Below are 14,830 nucleotides of genomic sequence, written 5' to 3'. Positions count from 1 at the left end.
CCATACGGGCGGGCGTAGCCGCAGAGATACGAGATAGGAGCCTCTTTTGAAGCTCATCATCGCCGAGAAAAACGACGCCGCGCGTCAGATCGCCGAGCGTCTGTCCACGGGTAAACCCAAAAAGGATAAGGTGTACAACACCGCCATCTACCGTTTTGAGTGGAAGGGCGAGGAGTGCGTGACCATCGGCCTGGCCGGTCACATCCTTGCGCCCGATTTTTGCGACAGCGTGCTGTTCGATAAAAAGCTGGGCTGGTATTCGGTTACCGAGGACGGCGAGATGCTGCCGGCCGACATGCCCGATGGCCTGGCTCGTCCGCCTTACGACACCAAGCGTAAGCCGTTCCTTGCCGATGGCATCTCCATCAAGGGCTGGAAGCTTGAGAGCCTGCCCTATCTCACCTGGGCACCCGTCATTAAGCTGCCGGCTGAGAAGGAGCTCATCCGCTCGCTCAAGAACCTCGCCAAAAAGTCCGACAGCGTCATCATCGCCACGGACTTCGATCGCGAGGGCGAACTGATCGGTTCGGACGCCCTCAACAAGGTGCGCGAGGTTGCGCCGGACTTGCCGGTTGCCCGCGCCCAGTATTCTTCGTTTACCAAGGCCGAGATCACGCAGGCCTTCGATAACCTTGTCTCGCTCGACCAGAACCTGGCCGACGCCGGCGAGAGCCGTCAGCACATCGACCTCATTTGGGGTGCGGTGCTCACGCGCTACCTGACGCTCGCCAAGTTTGGCGGCTTTGGCAACGTGCGTTCCGCCGGCCGCGTGCAGACGCCGACGCTTGCCCTGGTGGTCGAGCGCGAGCGCGAGCGCATGGCGTTTGTGCCCGAGGACTATTGGCAGATCCGCGGTATGGGTGCCGCGCAGGGTGCTGCCGAGGACGACCGCTTTAAGATTGCGCACAAGACGGTACGCTTTACCGACAAGGATGCTGCCGAGACGGCGTACGGCCATGTCGACGGCGTTACGACGGCAACCGTCGCCGCGGTGACCAAACGCTCGCGCAAGCAGCAGCCGCCCACGCCGTTTGCGACCACCTCGCTGCAGGCTGCCGCCGCGGCCGAGGGCATCTCGCCTGCGCGTACGATGCGCATCGCCGAGTCCCTCTACATGGCGGGCCTTATCAGCTACCCGCGTGTCGACAACACCGTGTACCCTGCGACGCTCGATCTGGGCGCCGTGGTAAGCGACCTGGCAAAGATCAACCCGGCGCTGGCGCCCGTTTGCAAAAAGGTGCTCGCCGGTCCCATGAAGCCCACGCGCGGCAAGGTCGAGACCACCGACCACCCGCCTATCTATCCCACGGGCGAGGGCGACCCATCCACGCTCGACGGCGGCCAGCGCAAGCTCTACGACCTCATCGCCCGTCGCTTCCTGGCAACGCTTATGGGTCCCGCGACCATCGAGAACACCAAGCTCGAGCTCGACGTCAACGGCGAGCCGTTCGTGGCCTCGGGCGACGTGCTCGTGACCCCTGGCTTCCGCGAGGCCTATCCGTACGGCCTTAAGCGCGACGAGCAGATGCCGCCGCTGGAGCAGGGCGATACGGTCGACGTGTTTGACATTAAGCTCGAGGCCAAGCAGACCGAGCCGCCCGCGCGCTATAGCCAGGGCAAGCTCGTTCAGGAGATGGAAAAGCGCGGCCTGGGTACCAAGTCCACGCGCGCGAGCATCATCGAGCGTCTGTACGCCGTGCGCTATCTCAAAAATGATCCCGTTGAGCCGAGCCAGCTAGGCATCGCCATCATCGACGCGCTGACGCAGTTTGCCCCGCGCATCACGAGCCCCGATATGACCAGCGAGCTCGATGGCGATATGACCCGCGTGGAGCGCGGCGAGGATACCGAAGAGCATGTCGTGACGCACTCGCGCGCGCTGCTGGCCGGCGTGCTCGACGAGCTACTCAAGCATACGCAGGAGCTGGGCGACGCCATCAGCGACGCCGTCACGGCCGATGCGCGCGTGGGTGCCTGCCCCAAGTGCGGCAAGGACCTGGTTATGAAGACGAGCGCCAAGACCCGCGGCAGCTTTATCGGCTGCATGGGCTGGCCCGACTGCGACGTGACCTATCCGGTGCCGAGCGGCGTCAAGGTAAGCCCGCTCGAGGGCGAGGCGGCCGTGTGCCCCGAGTGCGGCGCGCCGCGCATTAAGTGCCAGCCGTTCCGCCAGAAGGCCTTCGAGATTTGCGTGAACCCCACGTGCCCCACCAACTACGAGCCAGACCTTAAGGTGGGCGAGTGCAAGGTGTGCGCCGAGGCAGGACGTCATGGCGACCTGATCGCGCACAAGAGCGAGAAGAGCGGCAAGCGCTTTATCCGCTGCACCAACTACGATGACTGTGGCGTGAGCTATCCGCTGCCGGCGCGCGGCAAGCTCGAGGCGACGGGTGAGACCTGCCCCGAGTGCGGCGCTCCCATAGTGGTGGTCAACACGGCGCGCGGACCGTGGCGCATCTGCGTGAACATGGACTGCCCGACCAAGGAGAAGAAGCCCGTCCGCGGCCGCAAGACCACAACCAAGGCGAGCACGGCAAAGAAGACGACGGCTAAGAAAGCCACTGCCGCCAAGAAGACGACCGCGAAGAAGTCGACTGCCAAGAAAGCAGCCGCCGACAAGTAACGGCACAGTCGAAACATTGCCCTAAAAAACGAGCGAGGACCCCGCGATTCTCGCTCGTTTTTTTGACCGGCAGTTAGGGACGTTCCTTTTCTGTCGGCAGTTTAGGAACGTCCCTAACTGCCGGCTCGGGAACGACAAAGCGCTAGTTCACCTCGACAGGCTTGGCGCCGGGATAGCGCTCCTCAAAGTCTAGGCGGTACTTATTGTCATTGGTGCCCGCCACGTTGTCGCGCGACAGCGGCGCCACAATCTCATTCTTGTGGTCCGCAGGCTTGGCGTATTTCAGGCTGATCTCCCAGGCATCACAGATTGCGTCAATGCGGTGATCCAGGTCGTCGTACAGGGCGATGATGTCCTTCCAGGAGCTGCAGTTCTTGGAGCTCGTCGGGACGTCCAGGTTCTCGACGATGTCGTAATACTGCTCGATGGTGTCCTCCGTGCGCTCGGCGACGTCGGCGAGATTTTGACGGGTGGTTCGATCCTCTTCCAGATAGTTGCCGTTGAAGTTCTGCGCGCAGCCACGGACCTGGCTGTCGAGATCTTCGAGCAGGTCGTAGTATTCGCTCAGTCGGCGGTAGAGGTTCTGCTCGGAGAGCGTTGCTTCGCCGCCATCCTCGTCGTCATCGTCATCATCGTCGTACAGGCTGTTGGGATCGCCGAGAGGTTTTAGGTCATCGTCGTCGACGTCATGGTGCAGCTTAGCTACCTCGGCAGTCGTCTGCGTGGTGGCGTTGTCGAACGGTCTGATTGCAAAGAAGATGACCAGGGCGATGATGATCGCCGCCAGCACAACGATAACGGCGATAAGCGGCCCGGTGCCGCTCTTTTTGGGAGCGGGGGTCTGTGGCGAAGCGGGCGCGTATGCGGGAGCCGGCTGCTGTTGGGGCGAGCCGCTCGCGACGGGTATGCGCTGCGTGGTCTCGACGGCCGCGGGGCTTGCGGCGGGGTCGGGGCGATAGGCGAGGGGGTCGTCCGCCTTGGCTTGCGGCGTATCGAGGGAGCCGGTCTGCTCAAAAGCGGGCTGGCTATCGCTCGCGGTTGTTTGCTCAACGGGTGCACCGCACGAGGTGCAGAACTTGGCATTATCTGCAAGAAGCTTGCCGCACGAGGCGCAATACCGAGACATTGCCACTCCTTTCGCCACATTTCAATGCAATACGACGATTATACCCAGCATCCAAAAATCCCCATCATACGTTGCGGTGAAATAGGGACTGTTTGGCGGTCTCAGAGTTTCAATCAGTCCCTATTTCACCGCAACTTTGGAAAGGCACCTTTAGCCATTGGGGACGCGCCGAGCACTGGGGTATCATGGCTTGGTTGATATATCTGCATTTACGCGCCTTGTAGGAAGGGGCTGCGCCCATGGCTTTTGAGCCCGCTCAACATAGCTTTATCACGCTCGAGGGCGTCGATGGCGCCGGCAAGTCCACGCAGGCGCGCCTGCTTGCCCGCGCGCTCGAACTCGCTGGCTACCAGGTTGTGAGCCTGCGCGAGCCGGGTGGCACTGCCATCAGCGAAAAGATTCGCGCCCTGCTGCTCGACCCTGCCAACACGGCGATGGGCGATACCTGCGAGTTGCTGCTCTACGAGGCGGCGCGCGCCCAGTTGGTGCACGAGGTCATAGCCCCCGCCCTCGCTGCCGGCAAGGTGGTCCTGTGCGATCGCTTCTACGATTCCACGACCTGCTACCAGGCATTTGCCGATGGCCTCGATCGCCAGATGGTGCGCGATGCCAACAGCCTGGCCGTCGCGGGAACGCACCCGGCGCTCACGCTCGTCTACCACATCACGCCCGAGCAGGCGGCGCTGCGCATGGCCGCCCGTGGTGTGGCCGACCGCATGGAGGCCAAGGGCATGGCCTTCCAAGAGCGTGTCTATCAGGGATTTTGCGCCATTGCTGCCGAGGAGCCAAACCGCGTAAAGCTCATCGACGCCACTACGACCGTCGAGGAAGTCTTCGGGAAGACGGTCGAGCAGGTTCGCGCGTACGGTCTCGACATTCCGCGGGAAGCCGTTGCCGCCGCGCTTGCCAAGGAGGCCGAGTAACATGGCCCCCGCTCAGGCAAGTCTGCTGGCCAAGCTTGACACCCAGGAACGTGTGCGCGACTTTTTGACCAATGCCGTCGCCAGCGGTCGCGCATCGCACGCCTACCTGTTTTTGGGCGCGCCCGGCGCGGGTAAGCTCGACGCCGCGTGGGCGCTCGCCCAGGCCTTCCTGTGCGAGCAGGACGGCTGCGGCGCATGCGACAGCTGCGTGCGCGTCTCTCGGCATACGCATCCCGACGTGCACTATTGCACGCCCGAGAGCGCCACGGGTTACCTCATCGCCCAGACCCGCGAGCTGCTCGACGACGTGCCGCTGGCGCCCATCCGCGCCAAGGCAAAGGTCTACATCATCGACCGTGCCGAGCAGCTGCGCGCCAACACCGCCAACGCGCTGCTCAAAACGCTCGAGGAGCCGCCCGAGGGCGTCATGTTCATCCTGTTGGGCACCTCGGCCGACGTGATGCTGCCCACTATCGTGAGTCGTTGCCAGTGCGTGCCGTTTCGGCTGGTATCGCCCGCCGTCGCCGCGCAGGCCGTGAGCCGCGCCACCGGTCAGGACCCTGCGCGTTGCCGCATGGCCGTCGCCGTAGCGGGAAGCCCCACGCGTGGCATCGAGTTCCTCAAGAGCGCCGAGCGCCAGGACGCCCGCCGTCAGATGGTTCGCGCCATCGATTCGCTTATCGCCGCCGACGAGGCCGACGTGCTCAGCCGTGCCAAGTCGCTCATCGTCGCCGTTAAGGCGCCGCTCGCCGAGGTCAAGTCCACGCAGGAAAAGGTGCTCGAGCAAAACGCCGATTACCTGTCGCGTGGAGCATTGAAGCAGCTTGAGGACCGCAACAAGCGCGAACTCAACGCGCGCGAGCGTTCGGGTATCATGGAAGCGCTGGCGAGCGCGCGGACGCTCATGCGCGACGTGCTGCTGACGCTTCAGGACGAGGCAGCCGACGTGGTGAACGAAGACGTGCGCGACACGATCGGTCGGCTTGCCGCCGCGACCAATGTTGCGGGTGCCACCCGGGCGCTCGAGGCAGTCGCGACCGCCGAGCGCAACATCGCCAGAAACGTTACTCCCCAGCTGGCCATCGAGGTCATGCTGTTCGATATCAGGAAGGCACTGAAATGCCGTTAGTCGTACCCGTTAAGTTTACCTACGCCTCGCGCGACCTGTGGTTCGATCCGCAGGATTTGGATATCCTCGAGGCCGATTATGCCATTTGCTCCACCGAGCGCGGAACCGAGATCGGCCTGGTCACGGCCGATCCCTTTGAGGTGCCGCAAGACGAGATCGGTCAGCCGCTCAAGCCCGTGCTGCGCGTGGCGAGCGCCATCGACCTGCAGCTTGCCGATGACCTGGCCATCCAGGGCGACGAGGCCATGGTCGATTTCCGCCGCCTGGTCAAGGAGCTCGACCTCGAGATGAAGCCGGTGGGCGTCGAGTACCTGTTTGGCGGCGAGAAGGCCGTGTTCTACTTTGCAGCTGAGGAGCGCGTCGATTTTCGCCAGCTCGTCAAGGACCTGTCCTCGACGCTGCACATTCGCGTCGATATGCGCCAGATCGGCGTGCGTGACGAGACCCGCCTGGTGGGCGGCTATGCCCAGTGCGGACAGGAGCTCTGCTGTACGCGCTTTGGCGGACAGTTTGAGCCCGTCTCGATTCGCATGGCAAAAGAGCAGGACCTGCCGCTCAACTCGTCCAAGATCAGCGGCGTGTGCGGCCGCCTGATGTGCTGCCTGCGTTATGAGTTCGAGGCGTACAAGGACTTTAAGAGCCGTGCGCCCAAAAAGAAGACGCTCATCGATACGCCGCTCGGCAAGGCGCGTATTCAGGAATATGACACGCCGCGTGAGCAGCTGGTGCTGCGCCTGGAGAACGGCAAGGTTTTTAAGGTCAACCTAGCCGATATGACGTGCTCGGAGGGTTGCAAAAAGAAGGCCGCCGAGCAGGGCTGCAACTGCCGCCCCGACTGCGTGACGCGCGACGTGCTCGAGCGCATCGAGTCGCCCGAGATGCGCCTGGCGCTCATGGAGCTCGATCGCGAAAACGGCGTCGACGTGGGCGATGGCCTGTCGAGTGCCGACCGTCTGGCCGGCACGTCGATGCCCAAGCGCCGTCGTCGCGATGCTGAATCCGATGCTCGCGCCGGTCAGGGTCAGGGCGAGGGCCGTGGCCGCGGAAAGGGCCGCGGCAATGCCGCAACGCCCGAGGCCGAGGAGGCCGCCGGTGGCCGTCGTCGTCGCAAGCGCGCGGGCTCGGGCGATGTCGGCGAGGCTGCAGCTGCAGGCAAGAACTCCTCCCGCGAGCGCGAGACTCAGCAGCCTCAGCAGCAAAACCGCGGCGGTGGCATGAACCCCACGCGCCGTCGCCGCCGTCACCTGTCGAGCGAGGAGCGCGAGGATGCCTTCCGCGCCGCAGCTGCTCGCGAGGCTGGTGCCGCTTCCAAGGGTCCCTCGGGTTCCGATGCGCCTGCCGACAAGGGCGGCAAGTCACGTGGCGAGGATGAGCGCGCGCCGCGTCCGCGCCGTCGCCATTCCTCGGGCACGCAACAGAAGCCCTCAGTGCCCTCCGTTGCCGATCAGGTCTCGGATGGCGAGGTCAAGGTCACGCGCCGTCGTCCCGGAGATGGCGGGGGAGCGGCTGCCAAGGCTTCGCGTGGCGCCGCTCGCGACGAGCGCGAGTCGCGCGAAGATCGCGGTGGCGAGGGCTCGGCCGACCAGGGTCAAAAGCGCCGTCGCCGTCGCCGTTCCCGCAAGTCGCGCCAGAATGGTGGCGAGGGCTCGACCCCGTCTTCGGCCGCACCACAACCGCCCGCCGGCGAATAACGCCCGCGAGCGGATTTAACCCGCCTTACCCCAATCGCGTCGGGGTACCATAGCGCTGAATCAACAACCCTCCCTGCGACCGAACGTAGGGAGGGTTGTGTCTTGAAGAGCCATCTGAACAAATTGAGCCGTCTGCAGGGTGCCGGCGCCCTACCGTTTGCGGACGAATTGCTGCCGTTTGCCGAGCGGGCGGCACGCGAGGCACTCGAGACATTGTCGCCAACACGATGTGCCGGCTGCGAGCGCGCCGGTGCGCTTATTTGCCAAGACTGCCTGGCCGCGCTCGCGCTCATCGACCCACGTCATAGCTGTACCCGATGCGGCGCCCCGTTTGGGGATTTGCTGTGCACTGAGTGTTCGGTCGAGGGCACGTCCTCGGCAATGGCGGAGGCGCTCGACCGCTGCCTGGCGTGCGCCGTCTATGCGCAGCCGCTGCCGCGCATCATTAAAGCGTACAAGGACGCGGGCGAGCGACGCCTGGCGCCGTATCTGGCGGAGCTGCTCTACGACACCGCCCTGCATGCCCAGGTCGTAGCGCCCGAACGCTTAGGAGGTGTGCTGTCCGGTGCGGATGCGGTGGTGTTTGTGCCTGCGACGGCGGCAGCGTTTCGGCGGCGTGGCTTTGATCATATGGAGGCCATTGCGCGCCCATTTTGCGAGCTGTCGGGTGTTCCTCTGCTCGATGCCCTCGTCAAGTACGGGCATGTCGACCAGCGCGAACTCGGTCGCGAGGAGCGTCGCGAGCGTGCCCAAGGCATGTACGAGACGGTTGAGGACGTGCACGGCCGCCGCCTGCTGCTTATCGATGATGTCATTACCACGGGCGCGACCATGGCAGCAGCCTCGGCGGAGCTCAAGCGTGCCGGCGCTGCGGCAGTCGATGGCCTTGCTATCGCACGTGTTTGGTAGGGGTGGTTTTGTGGCAGTGAAGATTGAGCGGCGCAACGAGCCGACAGGCGAACAGCTAGCGGCTTCCGTAATCCTAACAGGTGCTTCAGCGCTGCGCATGATGCGCGCCGAGCGCCGGCAGATGGGCTATATCAGCTGGAAAGACCTTAATCCCGATGAAGAGCGCCGCGTGCTGTGTACGTCATCGCCTTCGACCGAGGATATCTATCTTCCCGACCTGGTGCGAATTGGAGCCAAAAGCGGCGAGGTGCAAGAAGATCTGTGCTTGCTGGTGGGATCTGCGGCGCAGCGCCGACGCATGCCTGGCGTGGGCTGGTCCGTGTGTTCCGGGTTGCCTGCCGGCTCGATTCTAGAGGTGGAACCGGGGGTGTACAGCCTATCTCCCGAGGCCCTTTGTGTTGCCGTCGCCCGCGAGGTCGGCTGTATCCAGGCGTTTGCCCTGGCCCAGGAACTGTGTTCCAAGATTTCACTGAGCGATCGCGGGAAGTATCTGCCTCCCTACACCTCACCTGTTGCGAATAGACTTGTAAAGGACAAGGACCAACCGGCAGACGTGGGCTACTTTGAAGTCGAGCCGGTGTTGACGCCCGATCGCCTGACAGATTACCTCGCGGCATGCAAGGGGAGTGCGGCCAAACAACTGCGGCGGCTGTGTCCCTATCTGTCGGAAAACCTGCGCTCACCCATGGAGTGCATCATGCTTGCCATGTTTTCGCTTCCGTTTTCCTATGGCGGATTTGCCTGCGGTCCCTTTAAGACCGACTACAAGATCGAGTTCGATGACCGCGCGCAGGCAATCTCGGGGATGCCCCATGCAGTTTGCGATGCATATCAGGAGGCAGCCCGGTTTGACCTGGAATACAACGGCGAGCTGGGTCATTCCTCCCGGAGGGGGCGTATCCATGATGAAAAACGCAACACGGGCTTGATTACTATGGGAATCGAGGTCGCGACGGTCAACAACGAAATGCTCTGCGACATGGAGGCAATGGAGGCACTCGCATGGCGCATCCACCAGCGTATGCGAAAGCGGTACCGGAATCGTGTCGATGCCCGCAGGAAGAAGCAAGAGGCGTTGCTTAACACGCTGCGGGCGTGTTTTGGGCTTAAGCCGGTATAATTCGCGTCAAAAATAGGGGGTTAATCATATGCCCTGGCCAAAAAATGGCAAATATGAGTACTGTCACTAAATCAGTAACAGCAAAATCAAAGAATTTAGGACTCGGAGGCGGCGTAAAGAAAGAAGATAATAAACAAACGTAGAATAACTAAGCATCAGATTGGCGACACTAAGCGCAAAATCTGTCCGAGAGGCCAAAATTGCCTGTTACAAAATTGGTAACAGTACTCATATTTGCTATTTTTTGGCCACGGCACCCTGAGACGGGTGCCCCGGAGCTCCCCGTAGGGGAGCTCCGGGCTTCATGGGGGGCACGAATGGTCCGCTCCGACCTGCAAAATCTGTGCTCACGGTGCGAATGACGCCCCTAACCTTAAACTTTAGCTTGAACTTAGCTATAATGCGCTACGTTCCTGCCAGGCTGTGGTTGCGGACGGACGAAATATCCATCCTAGTCCAAGACAGACGCGGTCAAAGGGATCCACGTAAGCGACCGCGTGCGCGCGGCGCGATCATGGCGCGTCCTAGATGTAAGCCGCACCGTCCGTTCTACTTTCTTTGGGGCAATACCGCCTCGCGGGCGAGCGGGCCAGTCGTGAAGGTGGCTATGGCCTCCCGAGCAAACACCCCGGTGCGCAAGTGTGGGGTCAAATACCAGGTCAGCTGGTGGGAACACCCGTTATTCCGCGCAACGCACGGATTGTATACGACACAGAAGGCAGGGTAGTGGACATGGTGAGGGGCAGCTTGATGCACGCGGCTCGGTTAGGTGCTGGGACCGCGGCGGTCATTGCCGTATTGGGTTTGAGCGGATGCGCGTTCAATCCACTGTCCACGTTCACGACGCCTACGATTGACCAGATCGAGCGCGAGACCGTTACCCCTACGGTGTCGGACGATGCCCTGGTCACTCCAGGTACCCTGACGGTTGCCCTCGATACTTCCGAGGCGCCGCAGGCCATGCAGGGCGCCGACGGCGAGCTCACGGGATATGCGGTCGACGCCGCCCGCGCCCTCGCAAGCCGCATGGGCCTTAAGGTCGCCTTTGTCGATGCGTCCTCGGCAGGTTCCGCGCTCGGCGACAAAAAGGCCGATATCTTTATCGGCGAGATCAACTCCACGGACGGGGACGTTAGCTCGCTCGGCACCTGCCTGTACGATGCCGCTTCCGTGTTCGGTAAAACCAGCGATGGTGGGTCGCTAAGCGTTTCCACCGATACCCTTAACACGTCTACTCTGGGTATTCAGATGTCCTCGGCCTCGCAGGAGGCGCTTGCTAAGCAGAGCATCACCGCCAACCAAAAGACCTACTCCAACATCAACGAGTGCTTTGAGGCGCTCGAGTCCGGCGAGGTCGACTATGTGGTCTGCGACTCCACGGCCGGCGGCTACCTTGCACGCCTGATGAGCGAGGTCTCCTATGTCGGTGCGCTCGAGGCGCCCTCGACGCTTGGTGTTGCGGGCCTCTCGTCCAATGACGAACTGTGCCGTGCCGTGAGTGATGCCCTCGACGACATCACGGTCGACGGTACGCTCGAGGCGGTTCACTGCGTCTGGTACGGTCAGATTCCCTACGACCTCACCACTAAGACGGTTTCGGGCGCTAACGTGCAACCGGGCGACTCTGAGTCCAGTGAGACCACGTCCTCCGGCAGCGAGTCTTTCGATTCCAACAATGAGACCGCATCCTCCGAGGACAAATCGTCCAGCCAGGAAGGCACCATCACTGACGATGACATTAACAAACTCAATAGCTAGTTATTGCCAGGGGTGGTGTCTCCTATACGTTGGAAAGGACACCTCTTCACGGTTTCAACATGCACTGCCGGGCTTCCCCAATAGGGGAGCCCGGCTTTTTCATCCCTATAAAACCAGCAGGTCAAAGCCAATTTTCGGGACCAAATACAAATCTGTCGGCTCCCTCCTATAGCGCACTTTGCCATGGAAAAGTGCGAGACTTCGGTATGCGGTATCAAGCAATCGTTATTCGGGTCTTTAGGAATCCGCGTGATTAAATGCACGGCAATGGGTACATAGCCAGTACAGTAAGTCCCCGAGGCAGATTGGAGCCACGTATGGATATCAAGGTTTCTGGACGCAAGACGACGGTAACCGATGCTCTGCGTGCGCATGTGGATGAGAAGATCGGCGAGGCGCTCAAGGTTTTCGATATCGAGCCCATGACGGTCGACGTTGTACTTCGCTATGAGAAGAACCCCTCGAACCCCAACCCGGCAATCGTCGAGGTTACGGTTCGTGCCCGCGGTTCGGTGATTCGCGTTGCCGAGCACGGTGCAGATATGTACGCCGCCATCGACCTCTCCGCCGATAAGGTCACCCGCCAGCTGCGCAAGTTCAAGACCAAGGTCGTGGACAACCGCCAGGGCGGTGCCAGCGCCGCGGATGTCGCACCGGTCGAGCGCGTTGAGGATCTGGCCGACCTGCTGCTGCCCGAGGAAGAGGACGACCTGCTCGTCCGCGAGAAGATTATCGACGTCACCCCGATGACTGAGGAGCAGGCGCTGGTGCAGACAGATCTGCTGGGCCACGACTTCTACGTGTTCGAGAACGCGACGACTGGCCTCATCAATGTGGTGTATCACCGTAAGAATGGTGGATATGGCATCATCAAGCCCCGAATCGAAACACTTGACGAGTAAAATACGTTAACTTGCATGAGTTAACGGTTGGCGGCCATCCCATGCGGGTGGCCGCCTTTTTACGTAAGGAGTCGCTTTGATGGACAAGGCCGCATCCGCCGGTCATTCGAACCGTTGCCGCATCGTCGTCGATACCTGCTGCGACTTTAGCCCCGAGGTCGCTGCGAACCTCGATGTCGATATCCTGGGTTTCCCCTTCATTATCGATGGCGAAGAGCGCACGGACGATATCTGGTCGAGCATCACGCCCAAAGAGTTCTACGACCGCATGCGCGCCGGCGCTCGCGTGTCTACCTCCGCCGTGTCGCTCGGTCGCTATATCGAGTTCTTTACCGAGTGTGCCAAAGAAGGTACGCCCACGGTCTACCTGTGCTTTACCTCGGCGCTGTCGTCGAGCTACAACTCCGCGTGCCAGGCGGCGGACGCCGTGCGCGCCGAGTATCCCGATTTTGAGCTGTACGTGGTCGACAACGCTCTGCCCTGCGCGACCGGCGCGCTCTTGGCGCTCGAGGCCGTGCGCCAGCGTTCGGCGGGACTGACCGCCAAGCAGCTGGTCGATTGGGCAAACGAGGCAAAGACCTACGTCCACGGCTACTTTACGCTCGAGAGCTTTGACGCGCTGGCTGCCGGCGGCCGCATTCCGCCCGCGGCGGCGCAGCTCACGGCAAAGCTCGATGTCAAGCCCGAGCTCTCCTACGACCTGGCCGGCTCGCTGTCGCTGATCGGCGTCAACCGCGGCCGCAAGAAGGCGCTCAAGTCCATCCTCAAGTCGTTCCGCGAGAACTACGTGCCCGATCGCACCATGCCCATCGCCATCATGACGGCCGATGCCGAGAAGGACGGCGACTGGCTCGAAGCCGCCATCCGCAAGGAGGAGGGCTGCGCCGACGTCACGATCATTCGCAGCTCCGTGGGCCCCACCATCGGCTCGCATGTGGGCCCCGGCATGGTGGCTTGTGCGTTTTGGGGCAAGAACCGCGCCGACAAGGCCTCGCTTTCCGATCGCATCGCGCGCCGCGTGCGCGGCGAGTAGGCAGGCGTTGCGGTCGCAAGCGCCCTCAAGTCACGGCCCAAACGCTGGCGCCGAGTACTTAACCTGGTAACAACACCCAACCCAAAAGGAAAGGTTTCATGGCAAACAAGCTCTCCGTCGCATTCATCGGCACCGGAATCATGGGTGCCCCCATCGCCGGTCACATCCTGGACGCCGGCTATCCCGTCACGGTCAACAACCGCACCAAGTCCAAGGCCGCCACACTCGTCGAGCGCGGCGCCGTCTGGGCCGACACGCCGGCCGAGGCCGCGGCAAGCGCCGATGTCGTCTTTACCATGGTGGGCTATCCCTCCGAGGTCGAGGAACTCTACCTGGCGGGCGACGGCCTGCTGGCCTGCACCAAGCCGGGAGCGGTGCTGATCGACCTCACCACGAGCTCGCCCGAGCTCGCCCGCGACATTGCCGAGGCCGCCCAGGTCTCCGGCCGCATGGCGTTTGACTGCCCCGTCACCGGCGGTGAGTCGGGTGCTATCGCCGGCACGCTCACGGCTATCGTGGGTGCCACCGAGAACGACATCGCCCCGGTTCGCGACATCCTTGCCACCTTTGCGGCCAACATCTGCTGCTTCGATGGCGCTGGCAAGGGCCAGGCGGCCAAGCTCGCCAACCAGGTGTCGCTGGGCGCCTGCATGGTCGGTATGGCCGATGCCATGGCATTTGCCGAGCTGAGCGGCCTCGATCTGGAAAAGACCCGCGAGATGATCCTGGGCGGCACCGGCAAGTCCGGCGCAATGGAGAGCCTGGCGCCCAAGGCGCTCGACGGCGACTACAAGCCCGGCTTTATGGTCGAGCATTTCATTAAGGACCTGCGCCTGGCGCTCGCCTACGCCGACGACCGCGAGCTCGCGCTGCCCGGTGCCGACGTGGCCTTTACGCTCTACGACATGCTCGACGCCATCGGTGGCGCCAAGCTGGGCACCCAGGCCATCACGGTGCTCTACAAGGAGGAGGCCGACGCCATCGCCGCCGGTCTGGACTGGTCGCAGTATCGCCCCGAGGAGCACGGTGCTCACGAGGACGGCTGCGGTTGCGGCGAGCACGCCGACGACCACGAGTGCGGTTGTGGTCACCACCATGGCGAGGACCACGAGTGCTGCGGCGGTCACGGCCACGATGACGGCCACGAGTGCTGCTGCGGCCATCATCACGAGGAGTAGCGCCCATGAGCTGGACGTTCGTGGTGCTCTCGCTGGTGCTCTTTCTATTTGCGATCTACATTGGCTTCTTGTGCGGCCAGTGGGCCTGCGAAAAGCGCGTGATCACCAAGCGCGACTACTGGATCGCCAACTTTGCGGGTGCGGCGGCAGTCATCCTGCTGACCTGGGTGTTCTCGCTGTTCCCGCTGGTACAGTTTGCGCCGGTCGGCTGGCTCGGTGGCTTTATCGCCGGCCTTAAGATGAGCTTTGGCGAGTCCGTTGGCCCATGGCGCAAGCACGACGAGGTCTTTAACGTCAACAAGGCTCATCGAGCCGCCGCCGACGCGGGCGACGCCGAGGAGCGCCGCCGCGCACGTCGCAATGGCGCGGCCGACCGACAGCTCATCTCGGTCACCGATGACAGCAAGGGTGCTGGCAAGCACGCTAAGAAATAGTAAG

At 62.6% G+C, this 14,830-nt stretch carries 12 protein-coding genes; 11 read left to right on the top strand and 1 reads right to left on the bottom strand.

The features are described from left to right. The first annotated feature begins 46 nt into the window (after window positions 1-46). Entirely contained in the window at window positions 47-2,623 is a 2,577-nt protein-coding gene (locus tag PMX60_RS04335) for a DNA topoisomerase I (protein WP_271747023.1), read from the top strand. Between the two features lie 142 nt (window positions 2,624-2,765). Here PMX60_RS04335 and PMX60_RS04330 read toward each other — a convergent pair whose 3' ends face one another. Next, the gene (locus PMX60_RS04330) at window positions 2,766-3,749 is read right to left on the bottom strand and encodes a zinc ribbon domain-containing protein (protein WP_271747022.1); all 984 of its coding nucleotides are present in this window, start codon (window positions 3,747-3,749) and stop codon (window positions 2,766-2,768) included. A 239-nt stretch (window positions 3,750-3,988) separates the two neighbouring features. Between PMX60_RS04330 and tmk the strand changes: the two genes are divergently transcribed. The 10 genes from tmk to PMX60_RS04280 all read left to right on the top strand — a co-directional run bounded on the left by tmk (window position 3,989) and on the right by PMX60_RS04280 (window position 14,826). Next, window positions 3,989-4,672 carry a dTMP kinase gene (gene tmk / locus PMX60_RS04325; protein ID WP_271747020.1) on the top strand — a complete coding sequence of 228 codons (684 nt, stop codon included), beginning with the start codon at window positions 3,989-3,991 and terminating at the stop codon, window positions 4,670-4,672. A gap of 1 nt (window position 4,673) precedes the next feature. Further along, window positions 4,674-5,801, top strand: coding sequence for a DNA polymerase III subunit (locus PMX60_RS04320; protein ID WP_148346314.1), 1,128 nt, complete (start codon window positions 4,674-4,676; stop codon window positions 5,799-5,801). Then, window positions 5,792-7,492, top strand: coding sequence for a PSP1 domain-containing protein (locus tag PMX60_RS04315; RefSeq protein WP_148346313.1), 1,701 nt, complete (start codon window positions 5,792-5,794; stop codon window positions 7,490-7,492). The genes PMX60_RS04320 and PMX60_RS04315 overlap by 10 nt, the downstream gene beginning before the upstream one ends. Window positions 7,493-7,594: 102 nt before the next feature. Beyond that, window positions 7,595-8,401, top strand: coding sequence for a ComF family protein (locus PMX60_RS04310; protein ID WP_271747019.1), 807 nt, complete (start codon window positions 7,595-7,597; stop codon window positions 8,399-8,401). A gap of 10 nt (window positions 8,402-8,411) precedes the next feature. Next, entirely contained in the window at window positions 8,412-9,521 is a 1,110-nt protein-coding gene (locus PMX60_RS04305) for a hypothetical protein (protein ID WP_271747018.1), read from the top strand. 732 nt (window positions 9,522-10,253) lie between these two features. Then, a complete protein-coding gene (locus tag PMX60_RS04300; RefSeq protein WP_271747079.1) occupies window positions 10,254-11,279 on the top strand; it encodes a substrate-binding periplasmic protein in 1,026 nt (341 codons plus the stop codon). A 317-nt stretch (window positions 11,280-11,596) separates the two neighbouring features. Further along, a complete protein-coding gene (gene hpf, locus PMX60_RS04295) occupies window positions 11,597-12,181 on the top strand; it encodes a ribosome hibernation-promoting factor, HPF/YfiA family (RefSeq protein ID WP_271747017.1) in 585 nt (194 codons plus the stop codon). A gap of 79 nt (window positions 12,182-12,260) precedes the next feature. Continuing rightward, the gene (locus PMX60_RS04290; protein ID WP_271747016.1) at window positions 12,261-13,214 is read left to right on the top strand and encodes a DegV family protein; all 954 of its coding nucleotides are present in this window, start codon (window positions 12,261-12,263) and stop codon (window positions 13,212-13,214) included. Between the two features lie 98 nt (window positions 13,215-13,312). Further along, complete coding sequence (locus PMX60_RS04285) at window positions 13,313-14,392, top strand: NAD(P)-dependent oxidoreductase (protein WP_271747015.1); 1,080 nt, start codon at window positions 13,313-13,315, stop codon at window positions 14,390-14,392. 5 nt (window positions 14,393-14,397) lie between these two features. Then, window positions 14,398-14,826 (top strand): hypothetical protein, encoded by a 429-nt coding sequence (locus tag PMX60_RS04280; protein WP_271747014.1) that lies wholly within the window; start codon window positions 14,398-14,400, stop codon window positions 14,824-14,826. Window positions 14,827-14,830: the final 4 nt, after the last annotated feature.

The organism is Collinsella aerofaciens, from assembly GCF_028206995.1.
Classification (GTDB): Bacteria; Actinomycetota; Coriobacteriia; order Coriobacteriales; family Coriobacteriaceae; genus Collinsella; species Collinsella aerofaciens_AQ.
Note: the sequence above shows the minus strand (reverse complement) of the source record. Positions and strands in the feature narration are given on the sequence as shown.